Origin of the sequence: Rhizobium centroccidentale, assembly GCF_030182565.1 — a bacterium.
In the GTDB taxonomy this organism is placed as follows: Bacteria; Pseudomonadota; Alphaproteobacteria; order Rhizobiales; family Rhizobiaceae; genus Rhizobium.
Window position 1 is genome coordinate 160992 of sequence record NZ_JAQJCG010000005.1, and the last position, 16839, is coordinate 177830.

General features: G+C 59.1%; 16 protein-coding genes and 5 tRNA genes. 12 read left to right on the forward strand and 9 right to left on the reverse strand.

Annotation, left to right across the window (positions count from 1 at the left end; genetic code table 11):
- The first annotated feature begins 147 nt into the window (after positions 1-147).
- Both PH562_RS09230 and PH562_RS09235 read left to right on the forward strand, forming a co-directional pair.
- Positions 148-393 carry a zinc-finger domain-containing protein gene (locus PH562_RS09230; RefSeq protein WP_047454665.1) on the forward strand — a complete coding sequence of 82 codons (246 nt, stop codon included), beginning with the start codon at positions 148-150 and terminating at the stop codon, positions 391-393.
- 29 nt (positions 394-422) lie between these two features.
- Positions 423-1586: an FAD-dependent monooxygenase gene (locus PH562_RS09235; RefSeq protein WP_285172747.1), complete on the forward strand. Its 1164-nt coding sequence runs from the start codon at positions 423-425 to the stop codon at positions 1584-1586.
- Here PH562_RS09235 and PH562_RS09240 read toward each other — a convergent pair whose 3' ends face one another.
- Positions 1587-2777 (reverse strand): cystathionine beta-lyase, encoded by a 1191-nt coding sequence (locus tag PH562_RS09240; protein WP_285172748.1) that lies wholly within the window; start codon positions 2775-2777, stop codon positions 1587-1589.
- Positions 2778-3147: 370 nt separating this feature from the next.
- Here PH562_RS09240 and PH562_RS09245 point away from each other — a divergent pair, with 370 nt between their 5' ends.
- From PH562_RS09245 to PH562_RS09265, 5 genes are all read left to right on the forward strand, one after another.
- A complete protein-coding gene (locus PH562_RS09245; protein WP_113233392.1) occupies positions 3148-4173 on the forward strand; it encodes an amino acid ABC transporter substrate-binding protein in 1026 nt (341 codons plus the stop codon).
- 93 nt (positions 4174-4266) lie between these two features.
- Positions 4267-5460, forward strand: a complete 1194-nt coding sequence (locus PH562_RS09250) for an amino acid ABC transporter permease (RefSeq protein WP_113233391.1) — start codon at positions 4267-4269, stop codon at positions 5458-5460.
- A 1-nt stretch (position 5461) separates the two neighbouring features.
- Positions 5462-6616 carry an amino acid ABC transporter permease gene (locus PH562_RS09255; protein WP_285172749.1) on the forward strand — a complete coding sequence of 385 codons (1155 nt, stop codon included), beginning with the start codon at positions 5462-5464 and terminating at the stop codon, positions 6614-6616.
- Positions 6617-6634: 18 nt separating this feature from the next.
- On the forward strand, positions 6635-7408 hold the full coding sequence (locus PH562_RS09260; protein WP_149637578.1) for an amino acid ABC transporter ATP-binding protein: 774 nt from the start codon (positions 6635-6637) through the stop codon (positions 7406-7408).
- A gap of 237 nt (positions 7409-7645) precedes the next feature.
- Positions 7646-7807: a hypothetical protein gene (locus PH562_RS09265; protein WP_285172750.1), complete on the forward strand. Its 162-nt coding sequence runs from the start codon at positions 7646-7648 to the stop codon at positions 7805-7807.
- A gap of 98 nt (positions 7808-7905) precedes the next feature.
- Here the strand turns inward: PH562_RS09265 and PH562_RS09270 are convergent.
- From PH562_RS09270 to PH562_RS09290, 5 genes are all read right to left on the reverse strand, one after another.
- A tRNA-Arg gene (locus tag PH562_RS09270) sits at positions 7906-7982 on the reverse strand.
- A gap of 91 nt (positions 7983-8073) precedes the next feature.
- The gene (locus tag PH562_RS09275) at positions 8074-8379 is read right to left on the reverse strand and encodes an ETC complex I subunit (RefSeq protein WP_113233387.1); all 306 of its coding nucleotides are present in this window, start codon (positions 8377-8379) and stop codon (positions 8074-8076) included.
- A 179-nt stretch (positions 8380-8558) separates the two neighbouring features.
- A tRNA-Pro gene (locus PH562_RS09280) sits at positions 8559-8635 on the reverse strand.
- 144 nt (positions 8636-8779) lie between these two features.
- Positions 8780-9292 carry a DUF192 domain-containing protein gene (locus tag PH562_RS09285; RefSeq protein WP_285172751.1) on the reverse strand — a complete coding sequence of 171 codons (513 nt, stop codon included), beginning with the start codon at positions 9290-9292 and terminating at the stop codon, positions 8780-8782.
- 1 nt (position 9293) lies between these two features.
- The gene (locus PH562_RS09290; RefSeq protein WP_015339721.1) at positions 9294-9872 is read right to left on the reverse strand and encodes a cold-shock protein; all 579 of its coding nucleotides are present in this window, start codon (positions 9870-9872) and stop codon (positions 9294-9296) included.
- A 197-nt stretch (positions 9873-10069) separates the two neighbouring features.
- Here PH562_RS09290 and PH562_RS09295 point away from each other — a divergent pair, with 197 nt between their 5' ends.
- The 5 genes from PH562_RS09295 (at position 10070) to PH562_RS09315 (ending at position 12116) form a co-directional block, all read left to right on the forward strand.
- Entirely contained in the window at positions 10070-10510 is a 441-nt protein-coding gene (locus tag PH562_RS09295) for a VOC family protein (RefSeq protein ID WP_069612062.1), read from the forward strand.
- 373 nt (positions 10511-10883) lie between these two features.
- Positions 10884-11504, forward strand: a complete 621-nt coding sequence (locus tag PH562_RS09300) for a hypothetical protein (RefSeq protein ID WP_285172752.1) — start codon at positions 10884-10886, stop codon at positions 11502-11504.
- A gap of 176 nt (positions 11505-11680) precedes the next feature.
- Positions 11681-11755, forward strand: a tRNA-Glu gene (locus PH562_RS09305).
- Between the two features lie 83 nt (positions 11756-11838).
- Positions 11839-11913, forward strand: a tRNA-Glu gene (locus PH562_RS09310).
- A 128-nt stretch (positions 11914-12041) separates the two neighbouring features.
- Positions 12042-12116, forward strand: a tRNA-Glu gene (locus PH562_RS09315).
- 75 nt (positions 12117-12191) lie between these two features.
- Here PH562_RS09315 and recJ read toward each other — a convergent pair.
- The 3 genes from recJ to PH562_RS09330 are packed head-to-tail and all read right to left on the reverse strand — an operon-like array spanning position 12192 to position 16648.
- Positions 12192-13997, reverse strand: a complete 1806-nt coding sequence (gene recJ / locus PH562_RS09320; protein WP_483315335.1) for a single-stranded-DNA-specific exonuclease RecJ — start codon at positions 13995-13997, stop codon at positions 12192-12194.
- A 54-nt stretch (positions 13998-14051) separates the two neighbouring features.
- Positions 14052-15371, reverse strand: coding sequence for a homoserine dehydrogenase (locus tag PH562_RS09325; RefSeq protein WP_113233384.1), 1320 nt, complete (start codon positions 15369-15371; stop codon positions 14052-14054).
- Between the two features lie 56 nt (positions 15372-15427).
- Positions 15428-16648, reverse strand: coding sequence for an LL-diaminopimelate aminotransferase (locus PH562_RS09330; protein WP_285172753.1), 1221 nt, complete (start codon positions 16646-16648; stop codon positions 15428-15430).
- Positions 16649-16839: the final 191 nt, after the last annotated feature.

A 16839-nucleotide genomic window follows, 5' to 3' on the forward strand; every position in this document is an offset into this window, starting at 1 on the left:
ATATCAAATGAACCCTATGCCCGCGAAAATCTCTGTCTCAAGCCGGACTTTCGCACTACACAATCGGGAAGAAGGATTATAAAGAGGGGCTACCAAGTCTGGCGCAACATTCATGCCGCTCACGGCAAGACGCATTCGGAGATCATCATGGCCGGCCATAATATTCCCCATTTCCAGAACGACGGCGGACATCGCGTCATCGAAATCGGCGTAAAGGAATTCATGTGCACCGGCGCTTCGGTTCCCTATGATCATCCGCACATCTTCATCGACCTCGGCGACGAGAGCGAAAAGGTCTGCTCCTACTGCTCGACGCTGTACCGCTACAATCCGTCGCTGAAGGCGGACCAGACCAACCCGGCCGGCTGCGTCTTCCACTTCAAGGCGGCGTGACGCCTTAGAGTCCGATCGGACATAAAGAAATGCCGATCAAAGCAGCCGCAATCATCGGCGCCGGAATAGCCGGATTGACGGGGGCGCTGGCGCTGGCGAGACACGGGATTGCCTCCGACATTTTCGAACAGGCGGAGGTACTGACCGAAGTGGGCGCCGGCCTGCAGATTTCACCGAATGCTTCCCGCATCCTCGACACGCTCGGCGTGCTCGATGCGCTCAGACCGGTTTGGCTGGAGCCGGAGGAAGTCCGGCTCGTATCCGGCTCGTCGCTGCGGCCGGTCGCCTCCGTTCCCTGTGGAAAATTTGCCCGAGAGCGGTGGGGTGCGCCCTATGGCGCCGCACATCGCGCGACCCTGCAAAAGGCGCTCCTCAATGCGGTGACGGCCAATGATTTATGCAGGCTGCACCTCGGCCGGCACATCGATATCAAGGACAAACAGACACTAGAAGAGAGCGCCGGAAGGGAATTCGATCTCGTCATCGGCGCAGACGGCGTGTGGTCGAAAGCGCATACGATGGTGCCCGGTGCGCCCTCGCCGCTCTTCTCCGGGAATATTGCCTGGCGCTTCTCCATCCCGCAGGCGGCGGCCCCGCCTCTGCTGGACAAGGCGAACGTCACGGCATTCCTCGGTCCTTCCAGCCACCTCGTCTGCTATCCCATCCGGGAAAATGCCGCCTTCAATATCGTCGCCATCGTCTCCGGCAGCAGCACCAGCCGCGATTGGGATGCGACCGGCAGCAAGGCGCAGCGCGAGCAGATGCTGCGTGGCTTTTCCGGCTGGAACAGTGCGATTCTGCAAATGCTGGAGGCTCAGGAGCAGACAAGCTTCTGGCCGCTCTACGAGATGAAGGACGGTCGGTGGCATAATGGCAGCGATACGATTCTGATCGGAGACGCTGCGCATGCGATGATGCCGTTTGCGGCGCAAGGCGCAGCCATGGCGATCGAGGATGCCTTCGAGCTTGGCGGGCTGCTTTCCGCGCGCTCGCCGGCGGAAGCCTTCGAACTCTATGAAAAGCATCGGGCGCCACGGATTGCGCGCCTGAGGCAACGCGCCGCCTTCAATCAGTTCGCCTATCATGCCCGCGGCCCGATTCGGATCGCGCGTGACCTCGTTCTCTCCCTCCGTCCGCCGCAAAGCCTCGCGGCGGACATGGACTGGATCTACGGCTACCGCGCCATCGGTTGATCAAACCTCTTTGGCGGCGGCAAAGCCCTTTTCGATATCCGCCTTGAGATCCGGCACGTCTTCGAGACCAATCTGCAGGCGGATAACCGGCCCTTCCGTCGGGACCTTGGTGACGCGCCGGTCGTTGAGATTGACGTGCAGAGCCAGACTTTCGAAACCACCCCAGGAATAGCCGAGAGCGAAAATCCGCAAGGCATCGAGGAAGGCATGCGCCTTCGCCTTGAATTTCTGTGGCTCGTCGACAGCCAGAACGAAGGAGAAAATCCCGCTCGCACCCTTGAAATCACGCTTCCAGAGTTCGTGGCTGGGGAAGCTCGGCAAAGCCGGATGCAAGACGCGCGCGACCTCCTCCCTACCCTCGAGCCACTGGGCGATAGCAAGCGCGCTTTCCTGATGGCGATCCAGGCGCACGCCCATGGTACGCAAGCCGCGCAGCACCTGGTAGGCGTCGTCGGGCGCCCCACAAAGGCCGAGCTGACCGTGAGCGTCCAGCAACCGCTTCCAATGCGCCTCGTTGGCGGAAACCGTGCCCATCAAAATGTCGGAATGGCCGGCGGGGTATTTCGTCACCGCGTGAATGGAAACGTCGACGCCATAATCGAGCGGCTTGAAATAGAGCGGCGTTGCCCAGGTATTGTCCATGGTCACGACGCAGCCGTGACGATGAGCCGCCGCCGAGATTGCGGGGATATCCTGCACTTCGAAGGTGTTGGAACCCGGCGATTCCGTATGGACCAGCTTGGTGTTCGGCTTGATCAACCGCTCGATATCGGCGCCAACCGACGGATCGTAATAATCGACCTCAACGCCGAGGCGCTTCAGCATGGTATCGCAGAAGAAGCGCGTGGGACCATAGACCGAATCAACGATCAGCGCATGATCTCCGGCGGAGAGGTAGGCAAGAAGCGGCACCGTGACCGCCGCAAGCCCGGACGGCACGATGATCGTTCCCGCCGATCCTTCCAGCGCGTTCATTGCTTCGCATAGGGCATCCGTCGTCGGCGTGCCGCGGGTTCCGTAGGTATATTTCTGGTCGTGCGTCTCCATCACGCGCGCATTGGGAAACAGCACCGTCGAGGCACGTACGACAGGCGGATTAACGAAGCCGTGATAATCGAACGGCGAATTGCCGATATGGGACAAACGCGTATTGATGCCGGCGTTCGGCAGGTTTGTGTCTTTGTCTTTCATGTCAGGATATGCCTTTGGCGCTGTTGGAAGCTGGATTTGTGGCGACCAAGTCCAGTGGGGTCAACCCCGATCATTCCACCGCCGCACATTATTATAAGGCTAAAATAACAAAAATGGCGACCAAAACCCCATTTTCGCGCAGATTTTTGGCAAACCACCGCTCATTTTGACGCCAAATGCCCAGTTTCCGGCCTCTCCTGGCGAAAATGCCGAATAAATTCGCAATAATTGGGGCGATCTCTTGACCGCTACACCATTTGCGACTGTGATAGCGCCACTCGCACCCGAAAAGGGAAGGAACGTGGTTCTCCAAGGACCTGTCGGGCAGCGATACAGTTTAACTATAAAACAATAGACAAAGGTAGGGAAAATGAAAAAGATTGCTCTCTCCGCATTCCTCGGAGTCGCAGCCTTGGCTTACACCGCGTCTGGGGCCTCCGCCTCGACGCTGAGCGACGTAAAGGCCAAGGGCTTCGTGCAATGCGGCGTGAATCCTGCTCTTCTCGGCTTCGCGCAGCCGGATGCGTCCGGTAACTGGGCCGGCTTCGACATCGACTTCTGCAAGGCTGTGGCTTCGGCCGTATTCGGCGACCCGACCAAGGTGAAATACACCCCTCTCAGCGCGAAGGACCGTTTTACGGCGCTGCAGTCCGGCGAAATCGACCTGCTGTCGCGCAATACTACCTGGACGATCAACCGCGACACGGCGCTCGGCCTCAAGTTCCGCCCCGTCACCTATTATGACGGTCAGGGCTTCCTGGTTCACAAGGAGCTGAACGTGAAGTCGGCGCTCGAACTTTCCGGCGCGGCTATTTGCGTCCAGTCCGGCACGACGACCGAGCTCAATCTCGCCGATTATTTCAAGACCAACAACCTTCAGTATAATCCGGTGGTCTTCGACAAGCTCGAAGAAATCACGACGGCCTATGACTCCGGCCGTTGCGACGTCTTCACGACAGACCAGTCACAGCTTTATGCCGTACGCCTGACGTTGAAAAACCCGGACGATAACATCGTTCTGCCCGAGATCATCTCGAAGGAGCCACTTGGCCCGGCCGTTCGCCAGGGTGACGACCAGTGGTTCAACATCGTCAGCTGGACCGCCTATGCGCTCGTGAACGCTGAAGAATTCGGCATCACGCAGAAAAACGTCGACGAGATGAAGAATTCGGCCAACCCGGATATCAAGCGCTTTCTGGGCGCCGAACAGGGCTCCACGATCGGCACCGATCTCGGCTTGACCAACGATTGGTCCTACAACATCATCAAAGGCGTCGGCAATTACGGCGAGATCTTCGAGCGTAACATCGGTGCAAACAGCCCGCTGAAGATCGCCCGCGGCCTCAACGCGCTGTGGAACAAGGGCGGCATTCAGTATGCACCTCCGGTGCGCTAATTCGCAAAGAGCCTAACTTTAAGAGAGAGGCGACTTCGCCTCTCTCCCCTCAAGAAAACAAGCCTGAACAGGCACATTGGGGAAAATTTCTATATGGCAATTACTGTAAACTCGCCTGAAGGCGAGCGTTCGGCCTTATCGGCAGCGCTGTACGATCCCAAAGTTCGGGGTGTGTTCTACCAGGCCGTCACGATTATCATCCTCGCGGCTTTCTGCTGGTTCATCGTCACGAATACGATGGACAATCTGCGCGCCTTGAACAGATCTTTCGGCTTCGACTTCCTCCAAGGCCGCGCCGGTTTCAATCTCGGCCAGGCGCTAATCCCCTATTCGAGCGATTCCACCAATACCAATGCGCTGCTCGTAGGCCTGCTCAACACGCTTCTGATATCGTTCGTGGGCATCATCGCCGCGACGATCGTCGGCTTCATCATCGGCATCGGCAGGCTTTCGCACAATTGGCTGATCGCGAAGCTTTCCCAGGCCTATGTCGAAATCTTCCGCAATATCCCGCCGCTGCTCGTCATCTTCTTCTGGTACAGCGGCGTTCTGGTATTGCTGCCGCAGGCGCGCGATGCCGTGCACCTGCCATTCTCCAGCTATCTCAGCAATCGCGGCCTTGCCTTCCCCAGCCCGATCTTCGGCGCGGGCATGTGGGCCGTGGGCATTGCTTTCCTCGTCGCCATTGCCGCCGTGTTCTTTGTGGCGCGCTGGGCCCACAAGCGTCAGGCGGCAACCGGTCAGCAATTCCACACGATCTGGGTGTCGATCGGCATATTGATCGGCTTGCCGTTGGTGGTCTTCCTGGTGACCGGCATGCCGCTTTCCTTCGATTATCCCATCGCCGGCAAATTCAACCTGACGGGTGGTACGGTGATAAGTCCGGAGTTCCTTGCGCTTCTCCTCGCCCTTTCCCTTTACACCGCGTCCTATATTGCCGAGATCGTGCGCGCCGGCATTCGTGGCGTACCAAAGGGGCAGTCGGAAGCCGCAGGCGCGCTTGGTCTGCGGGCATCAGCCATCAACCGGCTGGTCATCATACCGCAGGCAATGCGCATCATCATTCCGCCGCTGACGAGCCAATATCTCAATCTGATCAAGAACTCGTCGCTTGCCATCGCCATCGGCTATGCCGATGTCGTCGCCGTCGGCGGCGTGATCCTCAACCAGTCCGGCCGAGCCGTCGAAATCGTCATCATCTGGATGGCCATCTATCTCATCCTGAGCATCGCAACGTCGCTGTTCATGAACTGGTTCAACGCCAAGATGGCTCTGGTGGAGAGATAAGATGTCGAGCGTAGATCAAAACTTCGTCAGCAAGACATTGCTTGTTGCGCAGCCGGCACCCGCCAGCGAAAGGGGCGCGTGGCACTGGTTGAAAAAGAACCTGTTTGCCACGCCAAAGGACATTGTTCTGACCTTGCTTGCTGTCGCCTTCCTTGCCTGGACGATACCGCATCTGGTCAACTGGCTGTTCATAAACGCAGTCTGGAGCGGCACAGACCGCACTTTCTGCGCCACTACGGTTCAAGGCGGAACCCAGCCGGATGGCTGGAACGCCGCCTGCTGGGCCTTCGTCCGCGCGAAATTCGTCGTCTTTATGTTCGGCCTCTATCCACCGGACGAGCGCTGGAGGCCGATACTGGTCTGCATCTTGATGGTCGCCAGCTTTGCACCGCTGCTGATGCCGTCCGTTCCCAGAAAGGGATTGAACGCAATTCTGGCATTCTTCGTGCTGCCGGTTATTTCGTTCTTCCTGCTTCATGGCGGTTTTGGCCTTGAAATAGTCGAAACGGAAAGGTGGGGCGGCCTGCTCGTAACGCTGGTGATTGCCTTCGTTGCGATCGCGGTCTCCTTCCCGTTCGGCATCCTGCTTGCGCTCGGCCGCCGCTCCAGGATGCCGGTCGTCCGCATGCTGTGCGTGGGCTTCATTGAAATCATCCGCGGCGTACCATTGATCACCGTGCTGTTTATGGCCAGCTATATGCTGCCGCTGTTCATGCCGCAGGGCTGGACTGTCGATAAGCTTTTGCGTGCCGTGGTCGGCGTTTCGATCTTCACCTCGGCCTATATGGCCGAAGTCATCCGCGGCGGTCTGCAGGCGATACCGAAGGGTCAATTCGAAGGAGCCGACTCACTCGGCCTTGGCTACTGGCAGAAAATGCGGCTGATCATTCTGCCGCAGGCGATCAAGCTGGTCATTCCTGGCATCGTCAACACCTATATCGGCATGTTCAAGGACACGTCGCTCGTGGCGATCATTGGCATGTTCGACCTGCTCGGCATCGTTCGTCAGAACTTCGCGGATGCCGCTTGGGCAAGCGCGGTGACGCCGGTGACGGGTCTTGTATTCGCCGGATTCGTTTTTTGGCTGTTCTGCTTCGGCATGTCGCGCTATTCAGGCTTTGTGGAACGCCATCTCGACACCGGCCACAAGCGATAAAATTGAGGGAAATAGAAAATGGCTGAAGCCCAATCGAAGAAAATGACCGTCTCCGAGACAGAGGTCGCGGTCGATATGATCAATTTGAACAAGTGGTATGGCGACTTCCACGTACTGCGCGATATCAATCTGAAGGTCATGCGCGGCGAGCGCATCGTCATTGCCGGCCCGTCCGGCTCGGGCAAATCGACGATGATCCGCTGCATCAACCGCCTGGAAGAACATCAGAAGGGTCAGATCATCGTCGACGGCGTCGAGCTGACGAACGATCTGAAGAAGATCGACGAAGTGCGCCGCGAAGTCGGCATGGTGTTCCAGCACTTCAATCTCTTCCCGCATCTGACCATTCTGGAAAACTGCACGCTGGCGCCGATCTGGGTGCGCAAGATGCCGAAGAAGCAGGCGGAAGAAGTTGCCATGCACTTCCTCAAGCGCGTCAAGATTCCGGAACAGGCAAAGAAATATCCGGGCCAGCTTTCCGGCGGCCAGCAGCAGCGCGTGGCTATCGCCCGCTCACTCTGCATGAACCCGAAGATCATGCTGTTCGATGAGCCGACCTCGGCGCTCGATCCGGAGATGATCAAGGAAGTGCTCGACACCATGGTCGGCCTTGCCGAAGAAGGCATGACAATGCTGTGCGTGACCCACGAAATGGGCTTTGCCCGCCAGGTCGCCAACCGCGTCATCTTCATGGACCAGGGCCAGATCGTCGAACAGAATTCGCCGAAGGAATTCTTCGACAATCCCCAGCATGAGCGCACAAAGCTCTTCCTCAGCCAGATCCTGCACTGATACGGGGTGGATTGAATAGACAAGACCCGCCGCTGTGCCGCAGCCGGCGGGTTTTTCATAGGCCGATTTCAGCGATCGCCATCAACGTTACGCAGAGGGTATCGCGAGCTGTCTCCTCCTGATTGCCGCCTGGCAATTGGCAGCGTGAGCAAGTCCTGTAGCGTTTCGCAAAAAACGGGATATATTCTTTGTCGCCGCTACTAACGCGGGATTCACGAGACGTCGGGGAAGCGGGCCGTGAAAAAAGGCGACAGGATCATCGGCGGATTAGCTCTCTTGAGTGTCGCTATCATCGTCATCAAGCTGACCGGAGCAATGTACGGCTACGACCTTATCCAGATGGCGGTCGACGCTACAAGGCCAAAAGCTGCCGGCGGCTGGCCGACGGTGGCGAACTGAATGCGAACAGCCAGAACGAACCCTTTCGGCCCAAAGGTGTCACCGATGTCTTAGGTATGCTCTGTTACCTATGTCTTCGGTATGGACAATCGGGAAGATGGCGACCCCTGCAGGATTCGAACCTGCGACCACATGCTTAGAAGGCAAGTGCTCTATCCAGCTGAGCTAAGGGGCCGTAAGGCCTGGCCGCACCTTAGGTGCGGCGGGCAACACATGCCTGAAACCGCCGCCAAACTCAATGGCCGGCGTTCAATAAGTGCCTGGCTTCAGTGAGTCCAGGGCTGGATACGATTGAAGCGGAAGTTGTCAGAATAGGAAACGGTCTGCCGGATGGGATCCTTCGGAGCGACGACGCGGTATTCGATACCGTTGCGCTTGGCGTAGTCTTCCGCCTGCTCCTGCGTCTCGAAGGTGAGCTTGAGCTGCTGGCGCATGTCGCCCGAGGACGTATAGCCCATGATCGGATCGATCTTGCGCGGCGTTTCCTGGTCGAACTCCAGAACCCAGATATTGGTTTTGGCCTTGCCGGATTGCATGGCGGTTTTTGCAGGACGATAAATCTTGGCAGGCATTGCTGCAGCGCCTCCGAATCAAGCGGGAATGATCCGCCTTCTTGCTTCTCTTGCCTTGGCGCGATCCCTTACAGATCACGCGAACACGACTTTTGCTTAGCCGCGAATCCCTTTGTTTTCAAGCGAAAAGGCAGCCGCCACCAGGACGAATTCAAAGACTTCAATGAGGGGATTTTAAATGGTCGGAGTGGAGAGATTCGAACTCCCGACCCTCTGGTCCCAAACCAGATGCGCTACCAGACTGCGCTACACTCCGTGCCTTCAGCATGACCAAAACGAGATCATGAGCTGATTCCGTACCGCCAAACACTTGGTCCTGCGGAACGAGTGGGGAGATACACGGTTCATCTCCTCGCTGCAACAGATAAAATCTCGGGCGGCACATCTTCCCCGATGAAATTTACTTGCCGAGCTTTGCCGAGATGGTGGCACTCGTCACCTTGTCGCCAACGGCGAGGCCGAGTTTGCGAGCGATGCCGGCATTCAGCTCAATGACATAGGCAACCGGCCCGCCAGAACTGATGATCGCTTCAGAATAGGGCACGGCGTTTTCCTGGATATGAGTGACGACACCCTTCTGATCCAGAAACAGCATGTCGAGCGGCAACTTGGTGTTCTTCATCCACATCATGACGGGCCGCGGCGTGCCGAAATCAAACAGCATGCCGTGATCGGCCGGCATGTTGTCGCGATACATGAGGCCCAATTCGAGCTGTGGCGGCGTCAAGGCCAGCTCCACGGTGAATTTATGCGTCTGGCCCTTGGGCGATGCGATCGAAAGCGGTTCCGAATCGAAAGCCATCGACTGTTGCCCTGCGCTCTGTGCCGCGAAAGACGATGGAGCGATGGCCCCAACGAGAAAAAGCGCCAAAATGGCGCTTTTCGAAATTCCAAGAAATCCGGCTTTGTTCATGTCAATGTGGCCGCGTGACCGGGCTCGGCGCATCCGGATGGATTTCCGCCGCCATCAGGCCTTTTTCACCCGGTCCGAAGCGGACAAGAACCACCTGCCCCGGCCGCAGCTCGGCCAGGCCGAAGCGACGCAGCGTTTCCATATGCACGAAGATATCCTCGGTGCCCTCGCCGCGCGTCAGAAAGCCGAAGCCCTTGGTGCGGTTGAACCACTTGACCAGCGCGCGCTCCAGACCGCTCGTCGCCGTCACCTGCACATGCGTGCGAACAGGCGGCATCTGCGAGGGATGCACCGCGGTCGATTGGTCCATGGAGAGGATCTTGAACGCCTGATAACCGCGCTCCCGGCGCTGGATCAGCGCGACGATGCGGGTTCCTTCGAGAATCGTCTGATAACCGTCGCGGCGTAGACACGTCACATGCAGAAGCACATCCTGCATGCCATTGTCAGGCACGATGAAACCGAAGCCCTTGGCGACATCGAACCATTTGACGACGCCTGAGATTTCGATGAGCTCGACGGTATCACCCGACATCTCCTCGAAGTCGACAACTCCCTTCGATGAAATTCTGTCACCCATCCTAGTCAGCCCTCGATTACGCGTCACACTGTTACGGTTAACTGATTCCCTGATATCAAGATTAACATCTTGGTAACGGAAAAGCGCAAGTCCTAGTTTTCGTTTATTCCCACCCTAAGATTATTGCTCCAAGACTTGCGCGAAGCTGGTGTCGCGATCGAAGATCCGCCCAGCTCAACATTAAGAGAGGAAATAGAATGCGTTATCTCCATACGATGGTCCGCGTCACCGATCTCGACGCCTCGTTGCATTTTTATAGCACCCTATTCGGGCTTACCGAAACCCGCCGCTACGAAAACGAGAAAGGTCGCTATACGCTCGTTTTCCTTGCGGCCGACGAGGACGCCGAATCATCTCGCAGCAACGGTGCCCCCAGCCTGGAACTGACCTACAACTGGGACCCGGAGGAATATAGCGGAGGACGCAATTTCGGCCACCTCGCCTATGAAGTCGACGATATCTATGCGACCTGCCAAAAGCTGATGGACAACGGCATCACCATCAACCGTCCTCCCCGCGATGGTCACATGGCTTTCGTGCGTTCTCCGGACGGCATTTCCATCGAGATCCTGCAGAAGGGCGCCAATCTTCCCTCGGCCGAGCCCTGGGCTTCCATGGCCAACACCGGCTCCTGGTAAAGCCTAAGCTTTCGCGAGGCTTACGGCACGCGCGGAGCCATCCGTTTCGCGCTTGCAGCCCACGCCCATCCTCCGGCATGCTTGGACGACTCGAAGCATCATGCATCGGATATCGCGCAGTCATCGTTCCCAGTCGGCGCGCGGTGTCATCGTCCCTCGCAGGAGGCCGTTCCGATGCACGCCTTTTTGCAGGGAACGTCCTATGTGCGATCAACAGATTTTATACGGCAGGAAGAAGCTCGCAAGCACAATTGCCGTTCTTGCCTCATTTGTGATGATAGCAGGCTGCGCGACCACGGCCAAAAAGCCGATCGAGACTTCGCAAGCTACGCCAGTCGTGCCATTGACCGTAGCAGAACAGCTGGCAGCCGATATGAACAGCAAGGCCGATGCGCGGCGACGCAAGGCCGATGTCGCCTATCGTGATCCGATGGTCCACAGCGTCAACGGCACACGTCAGCAGATCGTTGCCCAGCAGAACCAGGCACTCTATCCTGCGCCTACGGCCCCGACTGCGGACGGGCAAACCGGTATTGCCGGCCTGGTCACGCAGCCGACCGGCGTCAATGCGAGCAGAAGCAGCATCTTTTCCGCACCGCCGCCCATTGCCGTCAATCCGGATGGGACGCTTGCCAAGACACAGATCGACGGCGGCCAGGCGATCACGCCGATGATGCGCAGCGTTTACAGCGCGCCATCAACCGCTATGCAGACAGCGGCGCCGCAGACGATGGATGCCGCCGTGCCGAACGGCCGCACATCGGCCGACATGCTTCCCCCGCCCGTCATTCGCAATGCGACCTCGCCGGCCTCGGGTTCGCCGCAGCCGATTGCCCAGGTGACGACGTCCGGAGCGGCGGCAACGCCGGGCCCGAATGTCCATGAGTTGAACGGCAGACAGGCGGCGGCGCTGGCGCAGTTCATCGCGTCGAAGAACCAGCCTCAAAACGGCAAGCTATTGGTTCAGCCCGTGCAGGGCGCAAGCGGTCAGTAAAAGACCCGCGTTTCCAAGGAATCTTCGATGTCGCCGGCAAGGGCCTGTTAAGGCTCACTTATTCAGCACCGAGAATAGTTTCACCCATCTGTCATTTTTTTCCACAAAAAAAAGCAAATTTGCCGCTTGCGGGAATGAAATCACCCCGCTATAAGCGCGCCACACAACAGCTGAACGCGCCCTTCGTCTATCGGTTAGGACGACAGATTTTCATTCTGTAAAGAGGGGTTCGACTCCCCTAGGGCGTGCCACTGTTGTTCTTCTCCCATAGTCGATTCATTTAAGCTACCGCTTGCGGACGCAATAGGCTACTCCTATCTAGGCCGTGCAGCATGCGCCCTTCGTCTATCGGTTAGGACGACAGATTCTCATTCTGTAAAGAGGGGTTCGACTCCCCTAGGGCGTACCAACCGCGCGGCTCGTCGTTTTCCACAAGCACCTCGAAAAATCTCCGCCTAGTCATAGATTTTTCTGCGATTTTTCTCGTTTTTCCGCTTGCGGGAATGAAAGGTGCTGACTATAAGGGCGCCACAGCACGCGCCCTTCGTCTATCGGTTAGGACGACAGATTTTCATTCTGTAAAGAGGGGTTCGACTCCCCTAGGGCGTGCCACTGTTTCTCCTTTTAAATTGATGATTTTGCTTCGCAAAGCGCCTTTGTGCTCATGCGATATCGGACGTCGTTTCGTTACGGAGCTTTCGCCGCATCAGTGACGCGCAGCTGCACGCGGCGACTTCCCTGCCAGTGATCGGCGCCGAGCGTGCCGGCGACATGGATCTGTGCACCGCGCGACGACATCAGCAGATCGCCCAAGGGCGTCTCGGCCGCGCGGAAGGCGATGCCATCCACCCGGCCACCGTCCTGCGCCTCCAGCGTAATCTTGATATGCGACTGGCCGACGAGGCGAGAATCGCGCAAGCGGTGGCTCGGAAGCGCGAAGACGGGCTGTGGATGGCCCGAACCATAAGGGCCGGCGGTCTCAAGCCTGTCGATCAGCTCCACGGTCGCGCCGCTTGCGCCGAGCGCGCCGTCGATCTTCAACGTTTCGTTGGCAACCAGACCGGCCACCTGTTTCTCCGCCTTCTCCATGAAGAAGGCGCGCAGCTTGCCGAGGTTGCTTCGCTCCACCGTTAGACCGGCAGCCATAGCATGGCCGCCGCCCTTGACCAGCAGACCAGCATCCACCGCCGCGCGCACCATGCGGCCCATGTCGAAGCCGTTGATAGAGCGGCCCGAGCCGGTGCCCTTGCCCGATGAATCGAAGGCAATGGCAAAGGCCGGCCGGCGGAGCTTATCCTTGAGACGTGAGGCAATTAGGCCGACGATTCCCGGATGCCAGTTCTCGCGCGCCGTGATGATGACGGAGGCGCCGTCGCCATTGCCGTACTCCGCCAGGGCCTCTGCCTCGGCCTCCTGCAGCATGGCGGCCTCCATGGCCTGTCTCTCGCGATTGAGCTCATCGAGCTTCGCGGCGATGGTTTCCGCTTCGCCGCCGTCGTCCAGCGTCAGCAGGCGCGCGCCGAGCGCTGCATCGCCAATGCGGCCGCCAGCATTGATGCGCGGACCGATGAGGAAGCCGAAATGGTAGGGCGAGACGGGGCCGTTGAGACCGGCCTTGCGAAACAGCGCTGCAAGCCCAAGATTGCCTTGATGGCGGGCGGCGATCAGCCCCTTAACGACATAAGCGCGGTTCAAACCCTTCAACGGCACGACATCGCAGACGGTCGCGAGCGCGACGATATCGAGCCAGGCAAGCAGGTCGATCGATCGCACGCGGGAATCGCCCGCCTCCCGCAACAGCCGCAGGGCCGCGACGAGAACCATGAAGACCACGCCGGCGGCACAGAGATGCCCCTGCCCTGAAAGATCATCCTCGCGGTTTGGATTGACCAGTGCATGGCATGGCGGCAGCTCATGCGCCACCTGATGGTGATCGATGACGACGACATCGATACCGCGTGCCTTCGCCACCTCAAGCGATTCGAAGCTGGTGGAACCGCAATCGACCGTCACGATCAGCGTCGCGCCATTGTCGATAAGCTGGCCGATGGCAGTGGGATTGGGGCCGTAGCCTTCGAAGATACGATCGGGAATGTAGATGCTGGCCGGGACGCCGAAATGGGTCAGGAAGCGATAGAGCAGCGCCGAGGAGGCCGCGCCGTCGACATCGTAATCGCCGAAGATCGCGACCGTCTCGCTCTTACTGATTGCGTGCAGCAGCCGTCGTGCCGCCTTCTCGCAATCCGTCAGCAGATGAGGGTCCGGCATCAAGCCGCGGATCGTCGGGTCGAGGAAGGCCATGGCTTCGTCGAGGCCGACGCCGCGGCCGGCAAGCACGCGGGCAATCAGCTCCGGCAGGCCATGTGTCTGCGCAATGGCAAGCGCCCTGTTCTGGCCAGCCTGATCGAGCCTGGATACCCAGCGATTGCCTGATACCGAGCGCTCGACACCCAGAAATGCCCGCTGAACTGGATCGACCGGTTGCTCCACCATCTCTCCCGGAATTTGAGAGCGGCGTCCCTTTGAGGTACGCCGCCGCTACTGAGACTATTCTTTCGGCCGCTCGATACGGATGACCTGCGGCTCGCCGACGAGATAGCCTTCGTTCTTGATTGCCGCAACCGCCTTGCGCACCGAATCCTCCGTCGTCGCGTGGGTGACGAGGATGATCGTCTGGTGATCGGATGGTGCCAGATGCTGCTTGGAGCGCTGCACGATCGATTCGAGTGAAATATGGTTTTCCGCCATGCGGGTCGCGACACTTGCAAAGACGCCGGTACGGTCGAGCACGGTCAGGCGGATGAAATAGCCGCCTTCATGGCTCTGCATCTGCGCCTTGCGGTAGGGCTCGAGCGCCTTGGCCGGATGGCCGAGCACCGGTACGCGCTGTTCGCCCGGCCGGCTCTTGGCGATATCAGCGATGTCGCCGAGGACGGAGGAGGCCGTCGCGTTGCCGCCGGCGCCGGGGCCGACCATCAGCAATTCGCCGAGGATATCGGATTCGATCGCCACGGCATTGGTGACGCCATCGACCTGGGCGATGACCGAATCGAGCGGCACCATGGTCGGATGCACGCGCTGCTCGATGCCGCTTTCGGTGCGTTGGGCAACACCGAGCAGCTTGATACGGTAGCCGAGATCGGCAGCAGCGCGGATATCCTCGATGGAGACGTTGGTGATCCCTTCGAGATAGATGTCGTCGGCCGCGATGCGATTGCCGAAGGCAAGCGTCGTCAGGATGGCGAGCTTATGCGCCGTGTCGTTGCCCTCGATGTCGAAAGCCGGATCGGCTTCGGCATAGCCGAGGCGCTGGGCTTCCTTGAGGCAATCGGCGAAGGACAGGCCTTCCTTCTCCATCCGGGTCAGGATGTAGTTGCAGGTGCCGTTCATGATGCCATAGACGCGGGAAATCGTATTGCCGGTCAGGGATTCGCGTAGGGCCTTGATGACCGGAATGCCACCGGCAACGGCCGCTTCGAAATTCAGCAGGGCGCCCTTTTCTTCGGCGATCTGCGCAAGCTCGACACCGTGATAGGCAAGCAGCGCCTTGTTGGCTGTGACGACATGCAGGCCGCGTGCAAGCGCTGCACGCACGGCCGCGTTAGCAGCACCCTCGGAGCCGCCAATCAGCTCGACGAAGACGTCGATATCGGCCTTCTGCGCAAGATCGACCGGCCCCCCGAACCATTCGATGCCCGTTAGATCGATGCCGCGATCCCGCGTGCGATCGCGCGCTGTGACGGCGACGATCTTGACGGGACGACCGCAGGTAACGGCAAGCTCGTTAGCGCGGCTCTGGATGATGCGGACGAGCGAGGCACCAACGGTGCCCAAGCCCGCAATGCCGATTTTGAGGGCATCTGCCATGGAAAATTCCTGATCAGTATGGGGACGGCAGCCGCGGAAACGGCTGCCGCACGATATTATGAACGGTGAGCGTTCAGCGAAATGACATTATGCATCGTCTCGTCCGCAGAGGAGAGGAAGCGCTTCAGGTTGCGCGCCGCCTGACGGATGCGATGCTCGTTTTCAACAAGCGCGATGCGGACATAATCGTCGCCCTGCTCGCCGAAGCCGATGCCCGGAGCGACCGCAATGTCGGCCTTCTCGACCAGCAGCTTGGAAAACTCCAGCGAACCGAGATGACGGAACTTTTCCGGGATCTTCGCCCAGGCGAACATGGTCGCGGCCGGCGGCGGCACGTCGAAGCCGGCCTTGCCGAAGCTGTCGACCAGAACGTCGCGGCGCCGCTTGTAGATGTTGCGCACTTCGGCGATGTCGGAGCCGTCGCCGTTCAGCGCGTGGGTCGCCGCCACCTGGATCGGCGTGAAGGCGCCGTAATCGAGGTAGGACTTCACGCGCATCAGCGCCGCAATCAGCCGCTCGTTGCCGACTGCGAAACCCATGCGCCAGCCGGGCATGGAGAAGGTCTTCGACATCGAGGTGAATTCGACCGTCACGTCGATGGCGCCCGGAACCTCCAGCACGGACGGCGGCGGCGCGTCGTCGAAGTAGATCTCCGAATAGGCCAGATCCGAAAGCACGATGATGTCGTGCTTCTTGGCGAAGGCGACGACTTCCTTGTAGAAATCGAGCGTCGCGACATAGGCCGTCGGGTTCGACGGATAGTTCAAGATCAGAGCCAGCGGCTTCGGGATCGAGTGGCGCACGGCCCGTTCCAGCGGCGGGAAGAAGCTGTCATCCGGTTCGACCGGGATCGAGCGGATCACGCCGCCGGCCATCAGGAAGCCAAAGGCATGGATCGGATAGGTCGGGTTCGGGCAGAGAATGACGTCGCCGGGCGCCGTGATCGCCTGCGCCATATTGGCGAAGCCTTCCTTCGAGCCGAGGGTGGCGACCACCTGCGTGTCGGGATTGAGCTTCACGCCGAAACGGCGGGCGTAATAGGCGGCCTGGGCGCGACGAAGGCCCGGAATACCCTTGGAGGAGGAATAGCGATGCGTGCGCGGATCCTGGACCACTTCGCACAGCTTGTCGACGATCGCCTTTGGGGTCGGAAGATCTGGATTGCCCATGCCGAGGTCGATAATGTCCGCCCCGCCCGCTCGCGCGCTCGCTTTCAAACGATTGACCTGTTCGAAAACGTAGGGCGGCAAACGCCGGACTTTATGAAACTCTTCCATTTCTTTCCCCATGGGACAGCGGCCCTCAAAACCGCGCTGAAGTTCGTTGATCTCCCGGCCAGCCACGATACGAACTTGGGACTCGCGGCGCCGTATTCATGCTATCTCGAAAGATAAGGTGAATCTTGGGCGGCTATGCACGCAAAGTGCAATCCGCCCGTCCAGATACATCCAAATGCGGCCTATCCGAA

Coding starts and splice junctions, on each gene's coding strand:
- PH562_RS09230 (WP_047454665.1), top strand. CDS start 148: ATGGCCGGCCATAATATTCCCCATTTCCAGAACGACGGCGGACATCGC.
- PH562_RS09235 (WP_285172747.1), top strand. CDS start 423: ATGCCGATCAAAGCAGCCGCAATCATCGGCGCCGGAATAGCCGGATTG.
- PH562_RS09240 (WP_285172748.1), bottom strand. CDS start 2,777: ATGAAAGACAAAGACACAAACCTGCCGAACGCCGGCATCAATACGCGT.
- PH562_RS09245 (WP_113233392.1), top strand. CDS start 3,148: ATGAAAAAGATTGCTCTCTCCGCATTCCTCGGAGTCGCAGCCTTGGCT.
- PH562_RS09250 (WP_113233391.1), top strand. CDS start 4,267: ATGGCAATTACTGTAAACTCGCCTGAAGGCGAGCGTTCGGCCTTATCG.
- PH562_RS09255 (WP_285172749.1), top strand. CDS start 5,462: ATGTCGAGCGTAGATCAAAACTTCGTCAGCAAGACATTGCTTGTTGCG.
- PH562_RS09260 (WP_149637578.1), top strand. CDS start 6,635: ATGGCTGAAGCCCAATCGAAGAAAATGACCGTCTCCGAGACAGAGGTC.
- PH562_RS09275 (WP_113233387.1), bottom strand. CDS start 8,379: ATGCCTGCCAAGATTTATCGTCCTGCAAAAACCGCCATGCAATCCGGC.
- PH562_RS09285 (WP_285172751.1), bottom strand. CDS start 9,292: ATGAACAAAGCCGGATTTCTTGGAATTTCGAAAAGCGCCATTTTGGCG.
- PH562_RS09290 (WP_015339721.1), bottom strand. CDS start 9,872: ATGGGTGACAGAATTTCATCGAAGGGAGTTGTCGACTTCGAGGAGATG.
- PH562_RS09295 (WP_069612062.1), top strand. CDS start 10,070: ATGCGTTATCTCCATACGATGGTCCGCGTCACCGATCTCGACGCCTCG.
- PH562_RS09300 (WP_285172752.1), top strand. CDS start 10,884: ATGAACAGCAAGGCCGATGCGCGGCGACGCAAGGCCGATGTCGCCTAT.
- recJ (WP_483315335.1), bottom strand. CDS start 13,997: ATGGTGGAGCAACCGGTCGATCCAGTTCAGCGGGCATTTCTGGGTGTC.
- PH562_RS09325 (WP_113233384.1), bottom strand. CDS start 15,371: ATGGCAGATGCCCTCAAAATCGGCATTGCGGGCTTGGGCACCGTTGGT.
- PH562_RS09330 (WP_285172753.1), bottom strand. CDS start 16,648: ATGGAAGAGTTTCATAAAGTCCGGCGTTTGCCGCCCTACGTTTTCGAA.